Genomic DNA, 24,619 nt, shown 5'->3' with positions numbered 1-24,619 from the left:
GGTATCCTTAGTGATAATTCACATACTGATTCGAAAACGATCCATCCTCGAAAAGATCGATAATGGCATAGCCGGGTTTGGTTTCTTTGTATTTTCCCATCCAATAATTACCACACACGGCTCCATTACAGCAATAGGCAACGTTGTTGTATTCAACACGGTCGAGGAGATGGATATGACCGCTTACTGCCAGTTTGATGTTTTCGTGCTTGCTGAACAACTTCGTTATCTGAGCCGCATCCATATGCATCCAGCTGCCGGGGACAACCCAGTTCCCATCCTTTAAATTATCGCCGTCAAAGAAAACACTGGCAGATAGGATTGGGATATGCGACGCAACCATCACCGGCACATGCGAAGGCGTATTTTTCAAATCTTCTTGTAGCCAGTCCATCTGCGCTTCGTCCAGGCTGGCCACATAACCCGTAGTTTCCGGTTTGGGCTGAACGCTGTCGAGTAATATGAAATGCCATCCGTTTTTATCAAAACTGTGATACGGCCTGGTCATTTCAGTAGCATTCATCGCCCGTTTCTTGCCATCCTGAAAAGTACCCTCAGCGGTTGAGGGAAACCAGATATCATGATTGCCAATGCAGGTAATCATAGGCGTGCTATTTTCGGAAGAAATGATTTGATGATAAAGCCGCCATTCCTTTGCCGACTTGTCTTTGGAAATACCATGGGCACCCATCACTGAATCGCCTGTATTCAGTATGAGATCCGCCTTAATGTCCAGATTTTGCAGGTGATTCAGACATTTCTCAAAGCTTCTCGCGGCCCACAGATGAGGCTGCATGTGAATGTCGGTGAGATGGGCGATGCGTAAAACGCGTTTTGGCGCGTAGTGCAGGGGTTGTGCTGTCGCAGAAACAGGCAGTCCTCCTGCCATCGCCCCAAGGGTTTTGATTAACTTTCTTCTGTCCATACAGCCAAAGCATGTTTTACAAAGATGCCTTTCCAGTATGACCCCGGTGTTATTTGCGCATTATTTGATTGTTAATAATCATGTTGCATCATTTTTTTCCAAAATCACCTATTACAAAGAGACCGTCTCACATGTGAAATGAGACGGTCTCTTTGACTATTTCTCACTTTCAAATGCGTTATTGCAAAACGATTGTGGGCAATTGTGCTTCAAAAAGGGCAGTAAATTGTTGAGCTGTAAGTATATGTCCCTGCTTCTGAGCATTGTTGGCGACGCTGTAACCAAATTCAGCAGCAGCCATTCTTTGCGTTGGCGTACCATGGTGCCCATCACTCGTAAACGAGCAATCGCCGATATTAAAAAACACCTGCATAAATAATTTTACCCTTTTCCATTGCATGGAAGCTCCCCGCGCATGTGATAGGTAATATGCAGCGTAGGCATCAGCCATCAATTCGGTTCTGCGCGTTGCTTCGGGGCTTTCTTCGTCGCCGAACAAATTCAGCTCAAACTGAATATGGTGACCGAATTCGTGTGCGAGTATCGCCTGAGGGGCCACATCGCCAAACCCGGTTGCGGTGAATGCCGCTAAAATTCCATCGCCCATGATAATCTTGTCAGGAATGTTGGCGAATGGGGGATAATCAAATCCCTCCAAAGCAAATGCATTGAATGTAAAAATAGGATGATCACCCTTTCTGTATTGCGGAATCTCGTTCGTCAGTTCTACCACAATGTCGGCAAGCTGAGCAGCAGTCGCTGGGTCCACACCGAACGCGGCTACATAAGTCCGGATGATCTTATCGCGGTTAAGCAACATGTTGCCATGCATGGCTGCGAGTATAATGTCATCAGACGGAATGTTCCAAAAGCGTTTGATATCCTTAAATGTTTTGGTAAGCGTTTGCGTGTACTCGCCCTTCACGCCAAAATACTGGTTGGCCGAGCTGTTTTCAAAGACTAGTGCATCATAGGTTGGTAGATCCAGCATCGCGAAGTCGAGCACATAGCCAATAATTTCGTTGTTCCAGTCAGCAAGTTGCTGATCCAGCCATTGCGAAACGGCCGTGTTGTCGTTGCAGGGGGTCTCTACTAACTTTAATGCTTTGAGTATCATGTTCCGATACTCGGGGTGCATTTTCAATATTAGGTCAGCGCTCTGGCGCTGATTTTTTTGACCGCTAACCGGCAAGGATGCCCGCACCTTATCCAATTTCGACTTCAATTCGGCGGAAAGTCTCGCTGCGTTCTGGGCATTTTGCAATTCTGTAGGGCTTACGGTGCTCGCCTTCTCAATGTCTTTTTGGCAACTTGTGATCAGTACCAGTGAAAAGGCGACGGTCGTCATTAAACGTATTAAGTGCTTCATAAATAGTTTGTTGTTTAAATTGTCAATGAACTAAGATAGAAATTTACATTTATACTTGCATTATTTTGCTCTTGCAATGTTAAAGTCCCTCAGCCCTCAGAAGAAGCTTTGCATACCCGCATACGAATTGCTGCATCCCAAAAATAGACTGTCCTGCTTACCAATCCATTGACATTTGTTTGCTTGTTTTTCAAACATATATCAATGGAAATGGCCTTGCTGCAATAATATCTTTGCTTCATCAAATAACAACAAAATTATTAACGATTAACAAGACAGTTTTTACAACAGGAACCAGTACAGGCTTTGGTAAAGTTACTGCCGTAACTCTTGCAAATGCAAGCTACTCCGTCATTGCAGGCATCCGTGACATAGCAGGAAAAAACGAAGCCGTTGCCAACGAACTGGCTACATTGTTCAATGTAGAAGTGGTAGAAATAGATGTAACAGATGATGCATCGGTTACCAAAGCATTTGAAAAAAACCTCGCAAAACATGGCAAGATTGATGTGCTGGTAAACAACGCTGCCGTTGCAGGTTTTGGCTTACTGGAAGTATACAGTCTGGATAAAATACGCCAGATATTTGAAGTGAATTTTTACGGCGTGGTGCGTACCTACCAGGCAGTATTGCCAACTATGTGTACAGAGAAAAGCGGCTTGATCATTATATCACTCCCGGTGCCAGCGGCCACACATCGCCCTTTATGGTGCCTTATTTTGCCTCTAAGTTTGGCGTGGAAAGCATTGCAGAAGGTATGCAAGACGAACTACGACAATGCAATATCGAGAATGTGTCCATACAGCCGGGTGTTTATGCTACTGAAATGAATACTGGCGAAAAAGCAGGTGTGCATGCAATTGCCCAGGGTACAGACGTAGAATTTATCAATGCAAGGGCGGCCATTAAAGCCAAATGGTTGGCAGCTTACGGCAATTGATTCCATTTGAATCAAATACCATCGTGACGTTGCAATACCTGATAACGAACCTTTTTCAGGTTAAAAAGTTGAACAAAAGTAGTCTTGCAAGCCGTTTCAGCACAAGCTGTTTACGCCGTGAACAGCTTGTTATACAATGAGTTGTGGCGATTCTGGTGAGTAAAATTTGCATATTCTCAAACTCACCGGATTATGGACCAAAAATTTGTGGAAAATGGAAAATTTTGGTTAAATCCGGACAAGAAAAAAGCCTGCTAATCTATTGATTTGCAGGCTTTTGATGCTTTTTGTTATTTCTTCAAGTGATCCCGCTGGGATTCGAACCCAGGACCCATACATTAAAAGTGTATTGCTCTACCAGCTGAGCTACGGAATCTTGTTCTTTTTGCTCGGATTAGATGAGCTTTCTGAACTTTGCAACTTGTTGGATTAACCGTGGCCTTTTCCGTAATTGCGATGCAAAAGTAGAATTCTTAAAAGTATAATGCAAGCCCTTAGAAAGAAATACCTGTTGTTTTGGATTTTGTCGGGATCGGTTTTGGTAGCTCAACCGGCTTTTTCAGCTAATAAAAAAGAGTTAAAAATGGCTGATTCTCTGTTCGCTATGGCGAAGTACCCGGAGTCGCTCAGCCTCTATAAAAAAAATTTCAGCGAAGACGAAAAAAATAATCAAAGCTTGCTTTTGAAGCTCGCTTTTCTTGCTGAAAAGACAAATAACTATACCGACTGCCTTTTTTATCTCAGTAAATTAGCCCTAATCAACCCTTCCAGGCGACTATTTGAAAAAATGGACAAATTGGCCGTCGAACAAAATCTAACCGGCTATGAATTCGACGATTACAATTATTTTATAATATTTTACCGAAGATATGGGGATTACATTCCAATATTGCTTCTAACTTTGGGGATCTATATAGTTGTAATAATGGTTACAAAAGCACGACGGAGAGAGCCCATTTTACAGATTCACAAAGTTTCAATTGTTGTTTATCTGGTGGTACTGTTGGGGATTTTAAATGTCCCTTCGCTTTATCAAACGTGCATTATTGTCAATGAAAACACTTTCCTCAGAGATGAGCCATCCTCCGCCTCGCCCGTGGTTGAACGTGTCGGAAAAGGCCATAAATTGACTATTGTAGGCTCTGTGGACCATTGGGACAGGGTTATCTGGAACAATAGAATCGTATATATCCGGAAAAGTGACCTTTGGAATATTTGAGCGGTCTACGGGTATCATTTTTGTAACATATGAGTTTGTATGTATATTTAGAGGTTAACTTTTTTAAATTAATGATGTATGAAAAAGCCAATGAAACGTTTTTTACTATTGATCGCAGGAGTTGTAATGTTGGGATTTGTTTCTTCCTGTAAAGACAAAGGCCCTCATAATGAGGATATTGTCAAGTTTTCTGCTGTTATAAATAGTACCCCGACTGTTCCTAAAGCTACATCATCCGGACAAGGCACAGGTATTTTTGAGTATAACAAAAACACCATGGAGCTCAAATACAACATTACGTATCAGAACATTATCCCCACATCAGTTACCATCAATAGCGCGAATCCTGCATGGGAAGCAGGTCCGATATTGTTTGAGTTGGCTGCGAACCCAGCAGGCAACCAGGTTCAGGGAACCAAGAAATTGAGCACCGAGCAGCAGACCATGCTGGTAATAGGATTGCTTTATGTGAATGTGCCTACCAAAGACAATATCTACGGTGAAATACGTGGTCAGATCCTGGCGGATAAATTTGAAGAATAATATAGAGCGCCCGACATAAAAAACGCCCGCAAGATCATTCTTGCAGGCGTTTTTTGTTTTTACTTTTTCTTGTTTTTCTTCTTAATCGACTGATAATCTTCAATTTCCTTCATCAGTGCTTTGATGTCATTGGAAGTGTCGGTAGTGAAGTCCAAAGTTTGTGAATAGTCTGTTGTGCTGATTTTTAAAACGTCGATGGGTTTATCCAGGTACGTTTGGATTTCTTCCAGGATCGGCTTTTCTTCCGGACTGCAGAATGATACTGCCAGTCCTTTCTGCGTTCCTCTTCCTGTACGACCGACCCTGTGAACGTAGTTTTCAGCCTGTTCAGGCAGGTCATAATTCACTACATAATCAACATTGGCAATATCAATTCCTCTGGCACTCACGTCTGTCGCGATCAGTACTTTGACATTTCCTTTTTTGAAATCATTCAATGCGGTGAGCCGGTCCACCTGTTCCTTATCACCGTGGATGGTCAGGCTTTTGATTCCCATTCTTTCCAGGGCACTGTAAACCCTTTCAGCGCGCACTTTCGTTCGTACGAAGACTAGGATCTTGTTATCAGGATTTTCCTTAATGACCCTTTCCAGAAAAAACCTTTTATCATCCATGGCTACGAAAGCGACGGAGTGGTTGATGTTTTTCGCTACCGGATTATTCGGGGATATCTGAATTCGAATCGCATTCCGTACCAGTGAGTAGGCGAGTTTTTTGATTTTTTCATTGATAGTAGCTGAAAAAAACAATGTCTGGCGGTTCTTAGGCAGGAATTTGATCAGGTCCTGAATGTCCTTGATAAAACCCAAATCCAACATGTGATCGGCCTCATCGAGTATCAGGATTTCAATTTTATTGAGTTTAATGTACCCCTGACTCACCAGATCAAACATACGTCCGGGTGTTGAAACAAGTATGTCTATTCCTTTTTCCAACTGCGCGATCTGCGGGCCCTGCTCGACGCCGCCAAATACGCTGAATGTCTTCACGCGGGTGTGCTGACCGATTTTGGTAAAGACCTCGGTGATCTGTATCGCAAGTTCTCGTGTCGGTACCATCACAATGCATTTGATGCCTTCTGAGCGGCCTGAGGACTTCTGTTTGTGTAGTTTATCAATAACCGGGATCGCAAAAGCGGCGGTTTTTCCAGTGCCGGTTTGTGCAATGGCCAGTACGTCTTCGCCTTTTATAACTGCTGGAATGGCTTTAAACTGGATGTCGGTCGGACGTTTGAATCCGGCTGTTTCCAGGTTTTGTTTGATTTCGGGGGCAATGTGGTAATCGTCAAATTTCATACATCATGGATTTTACAGGGTAGGAAACCTCCCCGCGCAATTAAGAGTGCAAAGATACGCCGCTAATCTGGAAAGCGTGATTTTATTAAATGCCCTGCCATTTTCCATTACATATCAGGTTAGGATTTTGATAATTCAGTAAACAATTCTTTCTGGCGCTCGGTGAGATTGGTAGGGATTTGTATGTCGAATTCCACATAAAGATCGCCGAAACTGCCCTCGTTTTTATAAACCGGAAAGCCTTTGCCCTTCAACCTGACGACACTGCCGTTTTGCGTTTCAGGCTTGATAGTGAGTTTTACTTTACCGCTTAATGTATCAATGACGAATTCTCCGCCTAGTACAGGTGTGTAGAGGTCCAGGTCTGCTTTCAAATGCAGGTCGTTGCCGGACCTTCGGAATTTTTCATCAGGTTCAATGTTGAATGTCAGGAACAAATCGCCAGCTGGACCGCCGTTGGTGCCTTTGCCGCCGTGTCCGGGTATTTTGATGGTTTGCCCGTTTTCTATGCCTGCCGGCACCGTTATCCTGATATTCCGACCGTTGACAGTCAGCGTTTGCTTGTGCGTTTCATAAGCCTCCCGCAAAGTCAGTTTAAGTTCGGCCTGGTAGTCCTGGCCACGGTATTTAGCTTGCCTGCCGCCTCCGCCAAAACCGCTGGATGACCCGAACATTGATTCAAAAAAATCCGAGAAACTATCCGCACCACCACCCGAAAACGGTTGTCCCTGCGACTGGCCGGAGCTTCTGCGCGATTGACGCGATTTTTCAAACTCTTCGCTATATTGCCAATCTTTACCATACTGATCATATTTTTTCCTTTTTTCGGGATCGCTCAGCACTTCATTGGCCTCATTGAGTTCCTGAAATTTCTTTTCCGCGGCCTTGTCATTGGGATTCAGGTCGGGATGGTATTTTCTTGCCAATTTCCGGTAAGCATTCTTAATTGCTTTTTCGTCCGCGGTTTTATCAACACCTAGTATCTGATAATAATCTACAAAAGGCATGGTTACTAAAATTTGGGTTATTTCAATGTCTTCTGAACGAGACAGTGTTTGTTGAAAGATAAGTATCTATTTTCGTTCCAGCATTTTTACATACAAATCTTCTACTTTCTTGCGTGCCCAGGGTGTTTTTCTCAAAAATTTAAGACTTGATTTGATACTGGGCTCAAATTGGAAACTATTGATATTGACATGATAACCCATTTGTTCCCAACCATAATAATCGACCAGTTCGGTTAAAATGGCTTCCAGGGTCTTTCCGTGAAGCGGATTGTTGGGCTGTACTTCCATAGCAGGCTCTTAAATGTTGATATGAGTTTAAAGTAGATTTTTCAGATTAAATAATTATTATGCTTAATGTTTAGTTCAAACTTACAACCCTTGTCATGGATCAAATAAAATGGGGAATTATTGGTTGCGGTAATGTAACAGAAGTCAAAAGTGGCCCCGCATTCAATAAAGTCGAAAATTCCAGTCTGATCGCCGTGATGCGGCGGGACGGGGAAAAGGCAGCCGACTATGCCTCACGTCACCAGGTCCCAAAGTGGTACGATAATGCAGATGATCTCATTAACGACCCCGAAATTAACGCAATTTATATTGCTACTCCTCCCGATGCGCATGAAGACCTCGCTATTAAAGCCATGTTGGTCGGCAAACCCGTCTACATTGAAAAGCCAATGGCCAGAGACGCAGCTGAATGCGACCGGATCAATGCGATGAGTATGAAAACAGGCGTGCCTGTTTTTGTTGCTTATTACCGCCGCGCGCTGGATTATTTTTTGAAAGTGAAAGAACTCGTTGATGAAAAAGTGATTGGTGACGTTAGATTTGTCGACATTTGTCTGCAATGGCAGCCTTATGAGGAAGAAGTAGGAGCAGCTCCTAAGCCTCGCTGGAGAGTTAACCCGGAAATTTCCGGTGGCGGCCATTTTCACGATCTCGCGTCACACCAGTTTGATTTTCTGGAATACGTGTTTGGTCCGGTCAAATATGCGGCGGGTATTGCAAGGAATCAGGCTGGATTATATGAAGCGGACGACATTGTAATGGCCAATTTTGAATTTGAATCGGGCGTGCTGGGCAAAGGAAGCTGGTGTTACACGATCAACAAAGAGCAAAGAGAGGATCAGGCTCAGATCATCGGTTCGAAGGGCAGAATTACATTTTCTTACTTTGAGAAATTTGACATCATAGTGGAAACGGAAGCTGGAACGGAGGTTTTTAACATTCCCTACCCGCAGCACGTGCAGCAGCCGCTTATTAACCTGATCGTGAAAGAACTAAGAGGGGAGGGCAAAAGCCCGAGCAGTGGGATCAGTGGCGCCAGATCCAATCTGATCATGGACTGGATTACGAAAAGCAAATAAATTCCGTATTCTGGAAATACAATATCTGACAGTATTTCAGTTATTTTAAAACTTAAACTCAAAATTCAACAGTCATGGCAAAAGGTAAGAACCTCGATAAGGGTAGTACAAAAAAGGAACCTGAGAAAAACCTGAAAGAGAAACGTGCTGAGAAAAAGGCGAAAAAGGATGGCAAAAAGGACTACTAACCCGTAAAGAAACAAGCTCCTGCCTTTCCGACAGGGGCTTGTTTCTTTTAATAAATTTCCCGGTTGGTTTTGTATTTGGCCAGCCGCTTCTTCGACCGGACGATTTTTGAATGGATTTTGTTTTTCTCGTCTGCCGTCACGATGTCATCAGCCTGCGCTTTTTCGATCGACAGTTTGATAATTTCCTGTTCCCGCATCAGCTTGCCGTATTCTGTTTCGGTTAATTTACCGCTTTTGCGGGCGGCGACGATCTGTCCATTCAGCTTTTTGATTTCAGACTTGAAATTTTGAGCATTTGAATTCAATGTGCTCAGCCATAACAGGAATGAGGTGAAGATGAAACGTTTCATAAATATGCGTTTGTTAACGGATCGGCGATCTGGTTCTAAAATACAATGTGAATATAAGGCGATGTACTTTTAGTCAATACATTCAATTCGTAAGTGGTCATCGATATTGCGCAAGTTTCAGGTTGAGTACGCTGGACATTTCAGCCAAATTTGTACAACAAATTACTAATTCAGATGAACCAGCAAACTTATAATTACGACAAAATCGCCAAGGCAATTGAATTCATCGTGGCCAATGCAAAAGAGCAGCCATCGCTGTTCGATGTGGCTGAGGAAGTGAGTATCAGCCAGTTCCATTTTCAAAGGGTTTTTACGGAATGGGCAGGAGTAAGCCCTAAAAAATTCCTGCAATACATCACAGCAGGATACCTCAAAGAAAAAATCAGGGAATCATCCAACCTGGTCGAGCTGGCCGAATCTGCCGGGTTATCCAGCCAGAGCCGGGTATATGATCATTTTACAGCCATTGAAGCTGTGACCCCACAGGAATTCAAAAGTTCGGGTAAGGGCTTGGATATCAGTTACGGAATTCATGATACACCTTTTGGCAACTGCTTCATTGCGGTGACCGAGCGGGGAATCTGTTCCATGGCTTTCATTGATGCTGCCGGCCGGGACGAACAGCTGATATTGCTTGCCAAAAAATGGCATTACGCCACCATCAAGCCTGATCAGTCGGTCACGCAAAGCTATGTGTCCCGTATTTTCGAGCCTTCGCAAAAATCATTGGAAAAACTGCCATTACTGGTCCAGGGAACGAATTTTCAGCTGAAAGTTTGGGAAGCGTTACTCAACATTCCGAAAGGTGCCGTCACTACTTACCAGCAAATTGCACAGAGTATCGGCAATCCCGGCGCCGTGCGGGCAGTAGGGACGGCTGTGGGCGACAATCCCATTGCCTACCTTATACCTTGTCACAGGGTGATCCGTAAAGAAGGGGTTTTGGGCGAGTACCGTTGGGGAAGCCTTCGCAAAAAAGCATTGATAGGTTGGGAGGCGGCCCGCCAACATGAGGAATAATTTGCACAGAAAAGCTCGCTTGGAAATAGCATAATTAAAATATAGAATAATTTATAAAATGCTGTATATTAATCAGTATGGTAATATTACAATGCAATTTTTCTGAGATGGACTGATATTAGAGTGAAAGGTGACATCTAAAAACCTGTAATTTTAATATTAGATATGAAAAAGAATTGGAGCCGCACAGTAGCGATTGCACTGGTAATGATAGCAATCAGCTCGGCAAGTTTCGCCCAGTTTTCACTGGGTCTTCAAGGAGGTATCGCGAAGTCGAATGTAGAGGATTCGAAGACCCTGGCGGGTGGTGGTGTTAATCTAAGAGTATTTACTTCTCCTCAGTTCGCATTCGGGGTAGCGGGCAAGGTTTACGCAGATGGGAGCGACTATACCATTGCCGGGCAGACATTGAGTACGCAAGGAACATTGATGCCTGTAACGGGTACCCTGGACTACTACTTCGCCACTGGCGTGATCCGCCCCTATATTGGAGGAGATGCGGGGGTGTATTTTTCAAAGTATGATGCGAAATTTAACGGTAATACAATTGCCGAATCTTCACGTCACAGCAATTTTGGTGCGGCACCGCGAGTCGGTCTGATATTTGCTTTCGGCAAGGTTGGTATCCAGGTTGAAGGTATTTATCACTTTGTTTTTGGGAACGAAAACCATAGTTCTACAACCGGTAGTGCCGATAACATTGATTTTGAGTCTACTTCTAAATTTGGAGGTGTGAATGTCGGCCTCATTTTCGGCCTTGGAGGGAAATAATCCTTCTTATTCTCGACGATTGCAAAAACGCGCCACACCGGCGCGTTTTTTGTTATATGTGGCAACCGATATAACTTGCTGTCGAAATTCAAAAAATGAGCCATTGAAGTCAAAAGCGCCTACTCAGGAACAGATCGGCAACTGGCTGGAATCCGTCGGATTTCAGTCCGGGTTTCAGATTGGAGATGAGGCTAACACTGATAGAATTAAAATTTTCCGGAATGAGCAATGTATCTTGGAATTGATCCTTGTGCGCATTGGAGAATGGTTAAATAAAGAGTCATTCGCGCAGTTAGAGGGCTCGCATCACTATTTGACCACACAGCGGGCTGCGGGGAATCGGTGCATCATGCTTTGGGAAGATTATTGGATGACAAAGCCAGAAATAGTGAAATCCCGGCTTTCGGCGATGTTAGGCCTTTCTTATAAAATTCCAGCACGGCTTACCATTGCACGACGCATTGATAAAAAGGACGCGATCAGTTTTTTGGAAACTAATCATTTGAATGGTTCCGTTTCATCCAAGTTCAGGTATGGCTTGTTTTTGCCAAATCGGTATTATAGGGTTTTACAAGCTGATTTTCAGGTGGATCGGGGAGGAGAGGAGTTGCTGGTTGCGGTGGCAACGTTTAGCCATCCACGTATTTTTCAACAGGAACAGAAAGCGATCAGATCTTATGAACTAATCCGGTTTGCCAGTGTATTGGACAGCAATGTCATCGGTGGTTTGGATAAATTATTGAATGCTTTTGTCAAGGACCGACAGCCCGACGATATCATGACTTATGCGGATCTGGAATGGTCTGATGGTGCCAGCTACCGCAAACTGGGTTTTGAAATGAAAGGTCAGACACCGCCCATTGCATTCAATCTGGATTTGAATAAAATAGCCAGATCGTCCAAATCCGCCGAAACGGATGTTCGGGAAGGTCAGGTTACTGTTTACAATGCAGGAAGTTTGAAATTTGTAAAACCATTTGAATACGCCCATTAGCATTCCGCATTCAATCATGAACTCTCCATTAATCGTCATTTTGGGTCCTACCGCTTCCGGCAAAACGCACATTGCTACCCGAGTGGCTTACGAATTGCATGGCGAAGTGTTGAGCGCTGATTCCAGGCAGGTATACAAGAACATGGACATTGGTACCGGCAAGGATCTGGGCGAATATGTGGTGAATGGACAAAGCATTCCTTATCATTTGATCAACATCAGGGAAGCGGGTGAGCAATACAATGTCAATGATTTTCAGCAAGATTTCGAAGTTGCGTATCATCAAATTTTGGCCAGACAACGTTACCCGATACTGTGTGGCGGTACCGGATTTTACATTCATTCATTGTTGAAAGGACATGCCTACGCGGCGATACCAGTTAATGAACCGCTCCGGGAGGAACTGGAAAATCTCCCAGCCGAAACACTACTCGCGCGATTTCAACGGATGCATTCTGCCTATCACGATGTCGCAGATACTTCCACGAGAAAGCGGCTGATAAGAGCGATAGAAATAGCACAATTCTTGTCGAATGAACCGGGTAGAGGAGCTGAGTTCGCTAATGATGAAAGCAAATACGAACCGATCATTTTCGGGCTCAATCCACCGATTGAGGTTCGGCGTGAATGCATCACTCGCCGATTGAATGAAAGGCTCAAAAATGGCTTGGTGGAGGAAGTGCAGCAGCTACTCAATATTGGACTAACCGCCGAGCAACTGATTTATTACGGCCTGGAGTATAAATTTGTCACCCAGTACCTCACGGGCGAGAGCGATTATGTGACCATGCATGCGAGGCTTGAAACTGAAATACATCGATTTGCCAAGCGACAAATGACATTTTTCCGTAAAATGGAGAAAGATGGCCTGGTAATTAACTGGCTGCTTGACGATTGGTCTGAAACTGAGAAGATTCGTTTTATTTCCGAAAAATATCAGGAATTAAAAGACGGATTTTCGGGTATAAAGTAAGAGTAAGTGTACATTAATGACGTCATACCAATGAACAGGAAGATAAGCAGCATGTTGCTTTTGCTGATTTTGAGTGTTACGGATGCCTATCTTTTGGCGCATCCCAATCTAATCGGGAAAATCGGCGTATTGGTTTACAAGCACAGTTACATTAAAAACTTCCCACGGGCCTTACTCACTGTCGCGCTGGTTGTGGGCGTTTCGCTCCTGATCTGTGAGCTGGTCTATCGTTTTGTAAAGAAAAAGACGGCACTGTTGGTATACCCGACGTTTATCACCATTGCTTTGGGCTGGTTTATGTATGTGTACATTACATTTTCGTCATTCTCATACAGCATCACAGGCAAGGCATTTATATACGGCGCGCATTTGCTACCCGTGATTTTGATGGGATTGTACGGACGTTATCTGGTGAAGAGGCTGCTGGAAACGGAGAAGCAGAAAGTAGCTGTTGTGAAGGAAGGTGACATTGTCAAACCCGGGTAATAACCAACTCTAAAACCTGTAAAAACAGGTCTTTTTTGCATTATTTTTGTTAACAGTAGAATATTAGCATTAATACTTCAAATTGTGAAATATTATTGTCCAGGTCTTGAATTCACACAAATAAAACACGGATAATAATAGAAAGTACACAGTTTTTTAGGATATTGCGGCTTGTGTCAGATCGGGAAATGGTTAATCCTGATTTCATTTAACACAAAATTAATTTATTGGATAAGTAAATCAGTAACGCGGAAAATCTTTGGATTGAATTGACCTGGTTTGCAATATCTTGTCACTAACCTTTTTAAATTTATTCTTATTTATATGTCCCAAATAGCTGAATTAACCCTTGATGGTAAAAAGTACGAGTTCCCGATAGTTGAAGGAAGTGAAAAAGAGAAAGCGATTGATATTGCGAAATTGCGTGACCAGACAGGGTATATTACAATTGATGCAGGTTACAAGAATACCGGTGCAACCAAAAGCGCCATAACTTTTTTGGATGGTGAGGAGGGTATACTGAACTACAGAGGTTATTCGATCGAAGACCTGGCTGAGAAATCGTCGTTTCTGGAAGTAGCTTACTTGTTGATCTACGGAGAGCTTCCTACCGAAAAGCAGTTCGCTGATTTTGAGCACGATATAAGAACGCATACGCTCGTAAACGAGGATATGCGTAAAATTTTTGAAGGATTTCCGGTGAATGCGCATCCAATGGGCGTGCTTTCGTCACTGGTAAGCGCGATGAGTGCTTTTTATCCTGATTCCAACGAGAATGGCGAAGAGGTGACGCAACTGCACATTATCCGTTTGCTGTCTAAGTTACCAACCATTGCGACCTGGTCTTATAAAAAATCACAGGGACATCCGGTCAATTATCCTCAGAATGACCTGGATTATTGCTCTAATTTCCTGAATATGATGTTTTCACTACCCGTTGCCAAGTACAATGTGGATCCGGTAGTGTCAGCAGCTTTGAACAAATTGTTGATCCTGCATGCTGACCACGAACAAAACTGCTCTACTTCTACGGTAAGGCTGGTAGGTTCGTCTCACGCAAACATTTATTCCTCTATTTCTTCCGGTATCAGCGCATTATGGGGGCCTCTGCACGGCGGGGCAAACCAGGAGGTGATCGAAATGCTGGAAGCGATCAAAAACGACGGTGGCGATACGCAGAAATACATTGATATGGCCAAAGACAAAAGCAGCGGTTTCCGTTTGTTTGGTTTTGGCCACCGGGTTTATAAGAACTTCGACCCGCGTGCAAGAATCATCAAAAAAGCAGCTGATGATGTGCTTAACAAGCTGGGTATCAATGATCCAGTTCTTGAAATTGCTCAGAAACTTGAAAAAGCAGCATTGGAAGATGAATATTTCGTACAACGCAAGCTTTACCCGAATGTGGATTTCTACTCAGGGATCATTTACCGCGCATTGGGCATTCCAACCAATATGTTTACCGTAATGTTCGCGATTGGCCGTCTGCCAGGATGGATTGCACAATGGAAAGAAATGCGCGCCAACAAAGAGCCGATTGGTCGTCCGCGTCAGGTGTACGTGGGAGCTCCAAAAAGGGAATTTGTTCCGATGAGTGAACGATAAAAATTTAATATAAAATATCATGAAAAGGAGATTGCTTATCAATGGCAATCTCTTTTTTTATAACAAGTACCAGGACACCGGAATTATCAAGAAGTTATGCTTATTAAACAAAAACAGCTCGAAGGGATCATGTCAGGGCAGATTTCTCTTGCATTCAGAAAGTGGAAGAAATTATCTGTAAAAGAAGGAAGCCTGCTCAAAACCAACGTCGGCATAGTGAAAATTACAGATATAGCCGCAATCGATTTATCACAGATTTCCGACGATGATGCCGGAAAGGCTGGTTTTAAGGATTTACAGTCATTGACCACCGAAATGACCAAGATTGACGAAGGAACCATCTATAAAATAGGTGTGAGCTATCAAAGCGCTGATCCCCGCATTGATCTGAGACAAAAGAGTGAGATCAGTGACGAGGAATTAGAGTTGATTAAAGACAGTTTACTAAAACTCGACAAATTCAGCAAGCAGGGTAGCTGGACTAAAAAGGTGTTAAAAGCGATTGAGGAAAACCCGAAATTACGTGCAGTGGAGCTGGCAACCAAAGTTGGAAAAGAGAAGGAATGGCTGAAATTGAATGTAAGGAAACTAAAAAACCTGGGACTGACGATTAGTCACGAACCAGGTTATACGCTTTCTCCGCTAGGGGAGTATGTTTTAAAAACGCTTCCGGATAGAAATCCGAAGAACTAGGGAGATAATCTTTCGATTTTCCAGCTGCTATCAGCTGTTTTCAGGTAGGCTAGCCTGTCGTGCAAGCGACTTGGGCGCCCCTGCCAGAACTCAATGTAATCAGGAATGACCCGGTAGCCCCCCCAATGTGGCGGTCGGGGAACGGTTTGGCCTTCAAACCGTTCATTCAGCTCCCTGGTTTTTGCTTCAAGTATGTCCCTCCCAGTAATCACCTCGCTCTGGTCCGAAACCCAGGCCCCGATCTGGCTTCCGCGTGGCCGAACCGCGAAGTATTCGTCAGACTCAGCGGCAGTGGTTTTTTGAATGCTACCCTCGATCCGCACTTGTCGTTCCAATTCCTTCCAGAAGAATGTCAGCGCAACCTGGGGGTTAGCCCCAATTTCCTCACCCTTTTTGCTCTGGTAGTTAGTAAAGAACGAAAAACCGGTCTCATTAAGGTCCTTCAGCAGCACAATCCGGCCCGACGGACGACCGTTTAAAACGGTACTAAGCAGCATCGCATTGGCCTCAGAAATACCTGCATTAAGCACGTCGCTAAACCATAACTTGAACTGTTTCAGGGGGTCAGGGGCCAAATCCGTTTCATGAAGTCCCTTTAAATTATAGTCATGACGGATTTTTGCGATGTTATGGTCCATTGGATGCTAATATGTTCAATGTTAAGAAGCCAAAATTAGCCATTTCAGAGGAAAGATTATTAGATTTGTAATCCATAAGAGACGTACTTACGAAACAAGAATCACGATGGCACAAGAACAACAGGAAGGGGTCAAAAGCGAGGAGCAGGAAGACCTGACACAAAAGACGATTGACACCCTGGAAATTGATCTTAACAATGAGTTGACGGAAGAACATGAGGAGGAAGTGCCGGACGTTGATTACAGCCAATTGTCGAAAGAACAACTGGTTAACTTGTTGGAGAATGAACTGGCCTCTATCCAGGCGGAAGGAGCAAAACCGGCACTGCTGAAAAAGGCAGAATCTGTTGCGCGCGAAATTCGTCCGGTACTCGATCAGATCAAACTGAAAGACAGGGAAGCCGCTCTTGGTGCCTTCGTTGCCGATACCGGTGGCGAGGATGGTTTTGAATACAAGTATGATGCCGAGACCCAGAAAATAGATGCGCTCAGCAGAGAAATCAGAGGGTTAAAGAATTCTTACTATCAGGGCCAGGAAAAGGAAAAGGAGAAAAACTTTAATGTAAAAACGGGTCTGTTGCAGCGTCTTCGCTCATTACTGGAAGACGAAGGAACCCGCGAAACGGATGCGTCCGGACTGAAATCCAGCTGGGAGGAATTCAAAAAAATTCAGGAAGACTGGAAGCATGCCGGTAACATTGCTAGCCCGCACAACGGGACCTTATGGGCTACCTATAATGCACTGATAGACCGTTATTTCAGCAACCGTAACATATACTTCGAATTAAAAGAACTTGACAGGCGCCGCAATGCAGAACTGAAAGCAGAGCTTTGCGAGAAAGTCGAGGAACTGGGCAAGTCGCTGGAAGGTCGTCCTATGACGCGCGAGATCCTGAATGATGCCAATCATATTTTTGAAGAATACAAGCATTTAGGGCCTGCTCCGAAAGAAGATCAGGAAAAACTATGGCAGCGGTTTAAGGAAGCGCTGGATGTGCTTTATGACGCACAGAGAGGTCAGTTTGCCGAGCAGAAGAAATCCATGCAGGAAAACTACGATCTGAAACTCAAAATTTATGAGTCGATCGTGCCCTTTACCTCCTACAATTCGGGCAGTATCAAGGAGTGGAATGCCAAGACAAAGGAAATCATGGCGTTTCAGGATCAATGGGTCGCTTTGAAAGGCATTATGCCACGGGAGGAAGGAAAAGATCTGAGCAAGAAATTCTGGGCTGCACTTAAAACTTTCTTCAATAATAAAGGAGAGTTTTTCCGTCAGTTGGAATCCAAAAGAGAGCAGAATCTGGAACTGAAAAACCAGCTGTGTACCGACGCGGAAACGATCCTTGGTTCAGGCGAAGATAATCCATCGACGACCCAGAAGATCATTGAATTGCAGAAAAAATGGAAAGGTATCGGTCAGGTTCCGGAAAAATTCAAGGATACTATTTATGATCGTTTCAAAAAAGCATGCGATGCTTATTTTGACCAGAAACGTGCTAAAAATAAGGAGGTAGAGGATGAGTTTGAAAACAACCTGAAACGTAAGACAGACCTGATCGAGCGAATCGAAACAGCTGCCAAAAGTAAGGATGAATCTTCTCTTAACCTTTTGAGTGCTTTCAAGAGCGAATGGTCATCGATTGGCTTTGTACCTAAGAAGGACATGCAGACGATTCAAAAACGCTATATTTCGGCCATTAACACCTATGTGAGTGCTATCGGCCAGCTTTCTACCAAAGAGAAAGAGCAGGCTGTACTGGAAAGTGAGGTCGAACTGGTGAGAGATGGAGAAGGCGGACGTAATCTTTACCGCAAGGAAAGTGATATCAGACGTCGCGTTACGCAGCTTGAAAATGACATTGCATTATGGCAGAATAACATTGAGTTCTTTGCGAAATCGAAAACTTCGGATCGGTTGAAGCAGGAATTTGAAAGAAAAATTAGCGCCGCGCAAAATCAGCTGGAAGATTTGAAACACCAACTGACTATAATTCAGGAGGCTATCTAAAAATGCAAAAAAGTTTGCAAAAAAATACTTCCAAGCACTTGCGCTGTATAGTCTTTCCTACTACTTTTGCACCATGATAACGGAATAAGAAACGCTATCAGGAAGTAAAAAAGGCCTCCATAGCTCAGCTGGTAGAGCAACTGACTTGTAATCAGTAGGTCGTTGGTTCGATCCCGACTGGGGGCTCTTGAAAATGAAGGACTTAGCTTTTTGAGCTAAGTCCTTTTTATTTTAGTTGCAATAAAAGTTGCAATAGTTTTGGATCAGTCCGAAAAGTTGGGGGGAAGTTAGAAAAGTAGTTTTTTTGTAATGAATCAATTTAGAATCCATTGCAAGAATCTTATCTAGCCTTAGTCCAGTTCCTGTTGCCCGAGGGTATCCTCGAATATTTCGAGCTTTCCAGAATCGTCGAAGCCATTCCAGGTCTACATATTTACCTGGAAGAAAAGAACCTTCCTCCTACCGAATACAAAGACCAAAAATTAGAGTCGAAAGGCTTTTTGCCTGAGATATACATTCAGGATTTTCCGATTCGTAATCAGCGTGTTACGCTTTGTATCAAGCGCCGCCGCTGGGAAATCAAGGATACCGGCGAGATTGTTAGCAGGGATTGGAATGTTGTTCAACAGGGAACTCGGATGACCAAAGAGTTCGCTGATTTTTTAAAAGGGATGTATTGATAATAACCCTGTAAGTTGCTCCCAATTAGGCAAATACTTTCACCTGGACGGTAAGCAACTGCAACAGCAGTATAAAGACCATATCAGCGACTACAAAGATTGGGACCAACGTGAGCATGCTGCTGAATGGCTTTTATACCCTGAAAACACCGGTCCATATTTAAGCATCGACGAGACCTCACTTTCCAATGGCGAACTTTATACGATTGTGACTAATAAGGCTGCAAAAGGCCGAACAGGTTCTTTGTTAGCAATGGTGAAGGGTACGCAAGCAGCATCAGTGATTGAGATTTTGCGAAAAATACCCAAGCGCATTCGTAGTAAAGTACGTGAAGTGACCTTGGATATGGCCGCCAATATGGGACTGATTGTCAGTCGATGCTTTCCAAAGGCTTCAAAGGTAATAGACCGTTTCCATGTGCAAAAGCTGGCTTATGATGCCGTCCAAGAAATTAGAATCAAATACAGGTGGGAGGCGCTGGATCAGGAAAACCAAGCTATTGAAGCTGCTAGGAAAATTGGCTTACCTTACCAGCCTGAAATTCTCGCTAATGGCGATACGGACAAACAGTTACTGGTTCGGAGCCGGTATTTACTATTTAAGCATTCAGATAAATGGACTGCTTCTCAAATTCAGCGTTCCAGATTGCTCTTTGAGCGTTATCCGCTTATAAACCAAGCCTACAAGCTGGCAACAGGATTAGGGACAATTTTCAGGACTTGTAAATCAAAAGAACATGCCTTCAAAAAGCTTGCGCTCTGGTACAATCAAGTGGAAGATTGCGGCCTTGATTCTTTCAAAACCGTCGCCAGATCTATTCAAACCCACTATCTGGACATCCTGAACCGCGCGGCGGACCGCTTCTTCAACAACAGAAGCACCAATGCTTCGGCTGAGTCCTTCAATGCGAAGATCAAGGCATTTCGGTCGTCATCCAGAGGTGTTCGGGATATCCCTTTCTTCTTGTTTAGGCTTACGAAACTCTATGCTTAACTTCCCCCCAAGAATTCAACTTGATCCATAGTTTTGGGATCAGGGATGATATGCGATAAAGTCAAAATGTTGTGGAGCGCGTGGGATTTCGAAAATTTCCAAAATCAAAATCATCCGATTAAAGTTAATAAGTTAACCTTTTTGATTTAAAGAGCTCGGGTTAAGTTCTAAGAACATCCCGTGTTTTCCGAATAAGAATGGGAATTGGTTGTAGGTTTTTTAGCTTCAATGCTGGTGCTTCGATAACATGCCAGGACAAGTAGGCAAGAATTGCAGAAATGATAAGGCTCGTAAACATGAGGCTTATGTGTTCCATTCCAAAAAAGTATACGAGAGTTTGCTGTACAGGAAATCCGTATATGTAAATGCCATAAGATAGGTCGCCAATGTGCTCTGTAATATTGCTAATGCCATAAACCGGCAGTAGACCCATACTCAACACGATAATAGGAAGTAATGTAACGCTCGCAAAGGAGAAAATGGGTTGCCCGGTGGAAAGGACGAACAAGCCCAACGAAAAAATCAATATTATAGGTAAATGTCGTGGTGAAATATTAGCCATTCTGGCAGCCGAGAGAAGTGAGCCCGCAGCAAAATAAACGCCAAGCTCAATCAAGTACCAATCAAGAATGAAGAAATTCCATTTCTGAATTTCCGTAAAATTGAAAACGTCCAGCTTGGCAAGAAGCAAGTAAAATACCGACAAAACCAGGATGACAGGTACACGTTTGCTTTTTATAAAAAACAGTAGAGATACAGCAATATACATCGTGAATTCGAAAGGAATTGTCCATAGCGAACCATTTATGGCCGACTTGTGTGGATTTTGATCAAATATTCCAGGAATGTCGTATTGAAGTCTGTAAAGTCGCAGATTGTTGGGAATATAAGTCCTGACCTTTTTATTTAACAAATACGACGTATCATTCTCATAAACAAAAGGCCCGAGAACCACTGTCAGAATAAGTACCACAGCAAGGGCTGGGAAGAGTCTTAATATCCTTTTCCAATAAAAATCAGAAAGATCTCTTGATCTTTCCAGACTTTGAAAAATGAGATAACCGCTGATTACAAAAAAACCTCTCACGGCAATCCACGAAAATGTATATTGACCATTGGTTATCTGACACAACCAATCGCATTCCTTAGACCCTGCCAATGGATATGAGTGGGTAATGATAACACAGCCAGCAAATAGCAACCTGAGAAAATCGAAATTGTTCCTTCTGTGAGTTTCTATATTGGTGAATTTTTTTGTCATTCAGTAGGCAAAAATAGACTAAAAAGTTGACTGTCGATCATGACATAGTAAGGCTAGTATTTCATGATGTGGCCTTAGTGCGATAAGATCCTACCACCTTTTTTCCAGCCCGGTCATATATAGGTCATAGCCTCCTTTTCCGCCGGGCCTGTCCGATGAAAAAATCATGAGGTGGTAGTTGAAATTATTTAATCGAGGTAAAATGGGTCTGTATTCGTTGTGCGAAGTATTGACCCTCTCCCCGGCATTGATCGGCGGGCCCCATTTGCCATTCTCATAGGTTGCATGATATATGTCCTGGCCTCCTAACCCGCCTGGCCGGTCTGACACGAACGTCATCATGCCATCATAAAAGTACGGGCACTTGTCATCAGAAGGACTTGAGAGCTCCTCCACTTTGCGAAGCGTGTAGGAAAGAGGCTGAAGAAGACTCTCGGGCGTAATTTTCTCGCCATCCACCCGAGGTATGGTTATCTCGTAAATGTCGAAGTTTCCGTCCCGGTTTGAGCTAAAATATATTTTGTCACCCATGGTGGAGAAACTGGGATAACCATCGTCCGCTGCAGAATTCAGGATGTCGAAATGGAACGGCCCTTCAATACCTTTATCATTGTTCCAGTAGTATTTGATTTGCATATTACCCTCGGAATCATCGGCAAAAAAGAGAAAATAATTTCTTTTCTGGCCGCTATCCTGTATATCCTCTCCAAACATTAAAGTCTTAGGCCCGTATACATTGAAATTGCCATTTGCCCTGTTAATCATGCCTTCCAGAGCGCCGGTGTCCCTGAACAAGTCATATTGCACGCCATCAGGCTTATACTTTTCGAGATTTAATCGTTTATCGTAGGAGAATTTCGCCGGGTAACTGACAAGGTTAAAAACGTCCTTCCTGTCTCTTTTAGAAGAAAAAGTTAAAGTGGTTAGACCAGATTTGTTAGAAGGTAAATCTGAATTATAGTCATCGTACTCCGAATTAAAATCATCCAGCCGAACCACATCTTCCAGGAAATTTCCATCTTTTCTTTTGCCTAAGTCCAGCGGCCAGCAACTTTGAAGCAGCAACGCAATGGCAATAAATTTCTTCATGTCAGGTTCCTATTATTTCTGGAAAAGATACGGAAATCGACAATTTAGTTGTAACCCATTGGAAACTTATTCTAAATCATGCCTGATTACTTAGTGTTTTAGCAGTTCCTGGTATGTCCAGTCGTTGCCTTTGACCAAAAAAGTCATAGGTCTTGTCCCAGTCAGGTACTGTTCCCCAGCCGATCATGGATGACACAATTTTGGTGTGTTGATAATCAGCACTGGTACAGTATTTTAAGATGCCTGATTTTCAACACCCGCAATGCTTGCACCGGACTGATTCGCTCAGGGCTGACATGCATAAGCGTTGTTACCTGCGAACCAAATGATTGTTACTTACACAGAAAATGGATGGTCGATTGTCCTGCAACGCTCTCACGGGGCGCTTGCAGCACAAATCTGCGGACATTGGAAAAGAGAAACGCAGCCCAAACGCTGGGTAGAGACCCTGATTGCAACAGCTGACCACGATGATGTGAAAGATGAACTAAGCCTTCCCGAATTGATTCACAAAAATGGAGGGCCGAAAAACTTCAAAATGAAGGACTTCGATCGGGATTATTGCGACAACTTGTTGGAAGCAGTATTAACAAAGGGGCGTTACATTGGGATTCTGATTGGCAGGCATATTCGGTTTTTATACGGCAATGATCCTGCTGGCAAGCAATATTGTAAATCGTTAAAAAAGAAAGAGAAGAAATGGATTTCAGAAGCAGGCACGACCGACAAAGAAATTTCGGCCAGTTACCAGTTGCTTGAATTTTGTGACGCCTTTTCACTGCTCATTTGCCAGGGGCTAGTGCAGCCGGAAAACAGGAAAATGGAGATCAGCAGCGGTCCTGACGGAACAACTTATCAACTTGGCCTTTCTAACCAGGGCAACCTGATTGTGACCCCATGGCCATTTGAAGGAGACCACTTTACAGTTAATTATGAGAGCCGTCATATCCGTCAATTGACCTTTGAAAGCAATGAAGAATTCAGAGCGGCGCTCAACGATGCTCCTGTGCAACTTCATACGCTCATCATTGCGGAGGAGTAGCGATCCCAGACACCAGCCCTGACATTGTAAACAAAGTAAATTGACATTCTGAACACAACGAGCTGCCTGATGACCGGGTAATTTTGTCCTATCACTTTTAAATATAAAATGACATGAGACAAAACAATTATCAGGGAGCCTTACAAAAACCGATCGGTTCAGGGTTCAACGCAACATCTACTGCAAATGATGTTATGAAAGGAATTGACCTGACCGGTAAGATCGCGATCGTCACTGGCGGAAATGCTGGTATTGGCCTGGAAACCACTAAAATACTTGCTGCGGCCGGGGCTACCGTAGTGGTACCGGCAAGAGATGTAGAAAAGGCGCAGAAAAACCTCGAAGGCATCCCGAATGTAGAACTAGCCCAAATTGACTTCATGAATCCCGCTTCTATCGATGCATTTGCCGAAACTTTTTTGGCCTCCGGTCGGCCGCTCCACTTGCTGATCAACAATGCAGGCATTATGTGGGTTCCTTTGCGTAGGGATAGTCGCGGGATCGAATCGCAACTAGCTACCAATTATGTAGGACAATTTCAGCTTACTGCCAGGCTGTGGCCCGCACTCAAATCGGCCAACGGCGCAAGGGTGATCAATGTGTCTTCTCTTGGCCACCAAATGGCCGAGTTCAACTTCGAAGATCCAAATTTCCTCCACCGTGAATACCAGACGCTGCAAGCTTACGGGCAATCGAAAACAGCCAGCAATTTATTCGCAGTCGAACTGGATAATTTTGGAAAAAAAGACAATGTGAGGGCGTACTCATTGCATCCGGGTTCCATCTACGGGACCGAGCTGGGTAGAGAAGCATCGCTGGAACTGTTTCAGCAAATGGGCTTTTTGGATTCGGAGGGAAATCTGTTGCCGGAAGTGCTGGCATCATTAAAGACAATCCCACAGGGTGCGGCGACTACGGTGTGGTGTGCTACCAGTCCAATACTGGACGACATCGGCGGCATTTATTGTGAAGACGCAGATATCGCTGAATTATGCCTCGAAAATGGCTCCTCGGAAAGGCAGAGCGGTGTAAAACCGTATTCGCTGGACGAGACAAGTGCCACAAGGTTATGGGAGTGGAGCGAAGAAATTATAGGTATCAAGTTCGGGGCCGAAGTACCTGCACATGCAAGATCGTGAAGCAAAATGATTTTAAATGA

26 protein-coding genes and 2 tRNA genes are annotated in these 24,619 nt (G+C 43.8%); 18 read left to right on the top strand and 10 right to left on the bottom strand.

The genetic code is table 11. The features are described from left to right. Window positions 1-7 precede the first annotated feature (7 nt). Complete coding sequence (locus ABIO93_RS22995) at window positions 8-925, bottom strand: metallophosphoesterase (RefSeq protein WP_348072053.1); 918 nt, start codon at window positions 923-925, stop codon at window positions 8-10. A gap of 178 nt (window positions 926-1,103) precedes the next feature. After that, entirely contained in the window at window positions 1,104-2,294 is a 1,191-nt protein-coding gene (locus tag ABIO93_RS22990) for a hypothetical protein (RefSeq protein ID WP_348072051.1), read from the bottom strand. Between the two features lie 233 nt (window positions 2,295-2,527). Between ABIO93_RS22990 and ABIO93_RS22985 the strand changes: the two genes are divergently transcribed. Beyond that, a complete protein-coding gene (locus ABIO93_RS22985; protein ID WP_348072049.1) occupies window positions 2,528-3,124 on the top strand; it encodes an SDR family NAD(P)-dependent oxidoreductase in 597 nt (198 codons plus the stop codon). Continuing rightward, window positions 3,031-3,234, top strand: a complete 204-nt coding sequence (locus tag ABIO93_RS22980; RefSeq protein ID WP_348072047.1) for a hypothetical protein — start codon at window positions 3,031-3,033, stop codon at window positions 3,232-3,234. Before ABIO93_RS22985 ends, ABIO93_RS22980 begins: the two co-directional genes overlap by 94 nt. A 303-nt stretch (window positions 3,235-3,537) precedes the next feature. Here the strand turns inward: ABIO93_RS22980 and ABIO93_RS22975 are convergent. Further along, window positions 3,538-3,610 (bottom strand) — tRNA-Lys (locus ABIO93_RS22975). A 207-nt stretch (window positions 3,611-3,817) separates the two neighbouring features. Here ABIO93_RS22975 and ABIO93_RS22970 point away from each other — a divergent pair. Both ABIO93_RS22970 and ABIO93_RS22965 read left to right on the top strand, forming a co-directional pair. After that, entirely contained in the window at window positions 3,818-4,453 is a 636-nt protein-coding gene (locus tag ABIO93_RS22970; protein WP_348072045.1) for an SH3 domain-containing protein, read from the top strand. Window positions 4,454-4,531: 78 nt separating this feature from the next. Further along, window positions 4,532-4,996: a CHRD domain-containing protein gene (locus ABIO93_RS22965; protein ID WP_348072043.1), complete on the top strand. Its 465-nt coding sequence runs from the start codon at window positions 4,532-4,534 to the stop codon at window positions 4,994-4,996. Window positions 4,997-5,055: 59 nt separating this feature from the next. On the opposite strand, the gene ABIO93_RS22960 is transcribed toward ABIO93_RS22965, so the two are convergent. The 3 genes from ABIO93_RS22960 to ABIO93_RS22950 all read right to left on the bottom strand — a co-directional run bounded on the left by ABIO93_RS22960 (window position 5,056) and on the right by ABIO93_RS22950 (window position 7,586). Continuing rightward, complete coding sequence (locus ABIO93_RS22960; protein ID WP_348072041.1) at window positions 5,056-6,291, bottom strand: DEAD/DEAH box helicase; 1,236 nt, start codon at window positions 6,289-6,291, stop codon at window positions 5,056-5,058. A 119-nt stretch (window positions 6,292-6,410) separates the two neighbouring features. Then, window positions 6,411-7,298, bottom strand: a complete 888-nt coding sequence (locus tag ABIO93_RS22955; protein WP_348072039.1) for a J domain-containing protein — start codon at window positions 7,296-7,298, stop codon at window positions 6,411-6,413. A 66-nt stretch (window positions 7,299-7,364) separates the two neighbouring features. Further along, on the bottom strand, window positions 7,365-7,586 hold the full coding sequence (locus ABIO93_RS22950; protein WP_244825177.1) for a VF530 family protein: 222 nt from the start codon (window positions 7,584-7,586) through the stop codon (window positions 7,365-7,367). 95 nt (window positions 7,587-7,681) lie between these two features. On the opposite strand from ABIO93_RS22950, the gene ABIO93_RS22945 reads away from it, so the two are divergent. After that, a complete protein-coding gene (locus tag ABIO93_RS22945) occupies window positions 7,682-8,665 on the top strand; it encodes a Gfo/Idh/MocA family oxidoreductase (RefSeq protein ID WP_348072036.1) in 984 nt (327 codons plus the stop codon). Window positions 8,666-8,900: 235 nt separating this feature from the next. Here the strand turns inward: ABIO93_RS22945 and ABIO93_RS22940 are convergent, their stop codons facing one another. Beyond that, window positions 8,901-9,203, bottom strand: coding sequence for a hypothetical protein (locus tag ABIO93_RS22940; protein ID WP_348072034.1), 303 nt, complete (start codon window positions 9,201-9,203; stop codon window positions 8,901-8,903). 174 nt (window positions 9,204-9,377) lie between these two features. On the opposite strand from ABIO93_RS22940, the gene ABIO93_RS22935 reads away from it, so the two are divergent. From ABIO93_RS22935 to ABIO93_RS22905, 7 genes are all read left to right on the top strand, one after another. Further along, a complete protein-coding gene (locus tag ABIO93_RS22935; protein WP_348072032.1) occupies window positions 9,378-10,223 on the top strand; it encodes a methylated-DNA--[protein]-cysteine S-methyltransferase in 846 nt (281 codons plus the stop codon). Window positions 10,224-10,388: 165 nt separating this feature from the next. Further along, the gene (locus ABIO93_RS22930; RefSeq protein WP_348072030.1) at window positions 10,389-10,994 is read left to right on the top strand and encodes a hypothetical protein; all 606 of its coding nucleotides are present in this window, start codon (window positions 10,389-10,391) and stop codon (window positions 10,992-10,994) included. 103 nt (window positions 10,995-11,097) lie between these two features. Continuing rightward, window positions 11,098-11,988: a hypothetical protein gene (locus tag ABIO93_RS22925; RefSeq protein ID WP_348072028.1), complete on the top strand. Its 891-nt coding sequence runs from the start codon at window positions 11,098-11,100 to the stop codon at window positions 11,986-11,988. A gap of 16 nt (window positions 11,989-12,004) precedes the next feature. Continuing rightward, complete coding sequence (miaA, locus tag ABIO93_RS22920; RefSeq protein WP_348072026.1) at window positions 12,005-12,961, top strand: tRNA (adenosine(37)-N6)-dimethylallyltransferase MiaA; 957 nt, start codon at window positions 12,005-12,007, stop codon at window positions 12,959-12,961. Between the two features lie 30 nt (window positions 12,962-12,991). Continuing rightward, window positions 12,992-13,447, top strand: coding sequence for a hypothetical protein (locus ABIO93_RS22915; RefSeq protein ID WP_348072024.1), 456 nt, complete (start codon window positions 12,992-12,994; stop codon window positions 13,445-13,447). A 324-nt stretch (window positions 13,448-13,771) separates the two neighbouring features. Further along, window positions 13,772-15,052, top strand: a complete 1,281-nt coding sequence (locus ABIO93_RS22910; RefSeq protein WP_348072022.1) for a citrate synthase — start codon at window positions 13,772-13,774, stop codon at window positions 15,050-15,052. A gap of 96 nt (window positions 15,053-15,148) precedes the next feature. Further along, entirely contained in the window at window positions 15,149-15,745 is a 597-nt protein-coding gene (locus ABIO93_RS22905; RefSeq protein WP_348072020.1) for a hypothetical protein, read from the top strand. Here ABIO93_RS22905 and pdxH read toward each other — a convergent pair. After that, window positions 15,742-16,383, bottom strand: coding sequence for a pyridoxamine 5'-phosphate oxidase (gene pdxH, locus ABIO93_RS22900; RefSeq protein WP_348072018.1), 642 nt, complete (start codon window positions 16,381-16,383; stop codon window positions 15,742-15,744). The two genes, ABIO93_RS22905 and pdxH, sit on opposite strands and share 4 nt — an antisense overlap. Window positions 16,384-16,489: 106 nt before the next feature. Here pdxH and ABIO93_RS22895 point away from each other — a divergent pair, with 106 nt between their 5' ends. The 4 genes from ABIO93_RS22895 to ABIO93_RS22880 all read left to right on the top strand — a co-directional run bounded on the left by ABIO93_RS22895 (window position 16,490) and on the right by ABIO93_RS22880 (window position 20,068). Continuing rightward, complete coding sequence (locus ABIO93_RS22895; protein ID WP_348072016.1) at window positions 16,490-18,394, top strand: DUF349 domain-containing protein; 1,905 nt, start codon at window positions 16,490-16,492, stop codon at window positions 18,392-18,394. Between the two features lie 113 nt (window positions 18,395-18,507). Continuing rightward, window positions 18,508-18,580, top strand: a tRNA-Thr gene (locus tag ABIO93_RS22890). A gap of 143 nt (window positions 18,581-18,723) precedes the next feature. Then, window positions 18,724-19,074 carry a transposase gene (locus ABIO93_RS22885; protein WP_348072014.1) on the top strand — a complete coding sequence of 117 codons (351 nt, stop codon included), beginning with the start codon at window positions 18,724-18,726 and terminating at the stop codon, window positions 19,072-19,074. Window positions 19,075-19,132: 58 nt separating this feature from the next. Beyond that, window positions 19,133-20,068, top strand: a complete 936-nt coding sequence (locus ABIO93_RS22880) for a transposase (protein WP_348072136.1) — start codon at window positions 19,133-19,135, stop codon at window positions 20,066-20,068. A gap of 160 nt (window positions 20,069-20,228) precedes the next feature. On the opposite strand, the gene ABIO93_RS22875 is transcribed toward ABIO93_RS22880, so the two are convergent. Continuing rightward, window positions 20,229-21,329 (bottom strand): acyltransferase, encoded by a 1,101-nt coding sequence (locus tag ABIO93_RS22875; protein ID WP_348072012.1) that lies wholly within the window; start codon window positions 21,327-21,329, stop codon window positions 20,229-20,231. Between the two features lie 90 nt (window positions 21,330-21,419). Then, a complete protein-coding gene (locus ABIO93_RS22870; protein WP_348072010.1) occupies window positions 21,420-22,418 on the bottom strand; it encodes a hypothetical protein in 999 nt (332 codons plus the stop codon). 325 nt (window positions 22,419-22,743) lie between these two features. Here ABIO93_RS22870 and ABIO93_RS22865 point away from each other — a divergent pair, with 325 nt between their 5' ends. Both ABIO93_RS22865 and ABIO93_RS22860 read left to right on the top strand, forming a co-directional pair. Then, complete coding sequence (locus ABIO93_RS22865) at window positions 22,744-23,460, top strand: DUF3891 family protein (protein ID WP_348072008.1); 717 nt, start codon at window positions 22,744-22,746, stop codon at window positions 23,458-23,460. Between the two features lie 113 nt (window positions 23,461-23,573). Further along, window positions 23,574-24,599 (top strand): SDR family NAD(P)-dependent oxidoreductase, encoded by a 1,026-nt coding sequence (locus ABIO93_RS22860; RefSeq protein WP_348072006.1) that lies wholly within the window; start codon window positions 23,574-23,576, stop codon window positions 24,597-24,599. Window positions 24,600-24,619: the final 20 nt, after the last annotated feature.

Origin of the sequence: Dyadobacter sp., assembly GCF_039919315.1 — a bacterium.
In the GTDB taxonomy this organism is placed as follows: domain Bacteria; phylum Bacteroidota; class Bacteroidia; order Cytophagales; family Spirosomataceae; genus Dyadobacter.
The sequence above is the reverse complement of the archived record's forward strand: the minus strand, read 5'-3'. Positions and strand labels throughout refer to the sequence as shown.

Excerpts from the sequence above, each read along its gene's own strand:
- ABIO93_RS22995 (WP_348072053.1), bottom strand. The coding sequence starts at position 925 with ATGGACAGAAGAAAGTTAATCAAAACCCTTGGGGCGATGGCAGGAGGA.
- ABIO93_RS22990 (WP_348072051.1), bottom strand. The coding sequence starts at position 2,294 with ATGAAGCACTTAATACGTTTAATGACGACCGTCGCCTTTTCACTGGTA.
- ABIO93_RS22970 (WP_348072045.1), top strand. The coding sequence starts at position 3,818 with ATGGCTGATTCTCTGTTCGCTATGGCGAAGTACCCGGAGTCGCTCAGC.
- ABIO93_RS22965 (WP_348072043.1), top strand. The coding sequence starts at position 4,532 with ATGAAAAAGCCAATGAAACGTTTTTTACTATTGATCGCAGGAGTTGTA.
- ABIO93_RS22960 (WP_348072041.1), bottom strand. The coding sequence starts at position 6,291 with ATGAAATTTGACGATTACCACATTGCCCCCGAAATCAAACAAAACCTG.
- ABIO93_RS22955 (WP_348072039.1), bottom strand. The coding sequence starts at position 7,298 with ATGCCTTTTGTAGATTATTATCAGATACTAGGTGTTGATAAAACCGCG.
- ABIO93_RS22950 (WP_244825177.1), bottom strand. The coding sequence starts at position 7,586 with ATGGAAGTACAGCCCAACAATCCGCTTCACGGAAAGACCCTGGAAGCC.
- ABIO93_RS22945 (WP_348072036.1), top strand. The coding sequence starts at position 7,682 with ATGGATCAAATAAAATGGGGAATTATTGGTTGCGGTAATGTAACAGAA.
- ABIO93_RS22940 (WP_348072034.1), bottom strand. The coding sequence starts at position 9,203 with ATGAAACGTTTCATCTTCACCTCATTCCTGTTATGGCTGAGCACATTG.
- ABIO93_RS22935 (WP_348072032.1), top strand. The coding sequence starts at position 9,378 with ATGAACCAGCAAACTTATAATTACGACAAAATCGCCAAGGCAATTGAA.
- ABIO93_RS22930 (WP_348072030.1), top strand. The coding sequence starts at position 10,389 with ATGAAAAAGAATTGGAGCCGCACAGTAGCGATTGCACTGGTAATGATA.
- miaA (WP_348072026.1), top strand. The coding sequence starts at position 12,005 with ATGAACTCTCCATTAATCGTCATTTTGGGTCCTACCGCTTCCGGCAAA.
- ABIO93_RS22915 (WP_348072024.1), top strand. The coding sequence starts at position 12,992 with ATGAACAGGAAGATAAGCAGCATGTTGCTTTTGCTGATTTTGAGTGTT.
- ABIO93_RS22910 (WP_348072022.1), top strand. The coding sequence starts at position 13,772 with ATGTCCCAAATAGCTGAATTAACCCTTGATGGTAAAAAGTACGAGTTC.
- ABIO93_RS22905 (WP_348072020.1), top strand. The coding sequence starts at position 15,149 with ATGCTTATTAAACAAAAACAGCTCGAAGGGATCATGTCAGGGCAGATT.
- pdxH (WP_348072018.1), bottom strand. The coding sequence starts at position 16,383 with ATGGACCATAACATCGCAAAAATCCGTCATGACTATAATTTAAAGGGA.
- ABIO93_RS22895 (WP_348072016.1), top strand. The coding sequence starts at position 16,490 with ATGGCACAAGAACAACAGGAAGGGGTCAAAAGCGAGGAGCAGGAAGAC.
- ABIO93_RS22875 (WP_348072012.1), bottom strand. The coding sequence starts at position 21,329 with ATGACAAAAAAATTCACCAATATAGAAACTCACAGAAGGAACAATTTC.
- ABIO93_RS22870 (WP_348072010.1), bottom strand. The coding sequence starts at position 22,418 with ATGAAGAAATTTATTGCCATTGCGTTGCTGCTTCAAAGTTGCTGGCCG.
- ABIO93_RS22865 (WP_348072008.1), top strand. The coding sequence starts at position 22,744 with ATGATTGTTACTTACACAGAAAATGGATGGTCGATTGTCCTGCAACGC.
- ABIO93_RS22860 (WP_348072006.1), top strand. The coding sequence starts at position 23,574 with ATGAGACAAAACAATTATCAGGGAGCCTTACAAAAACCGATCGGTTCA.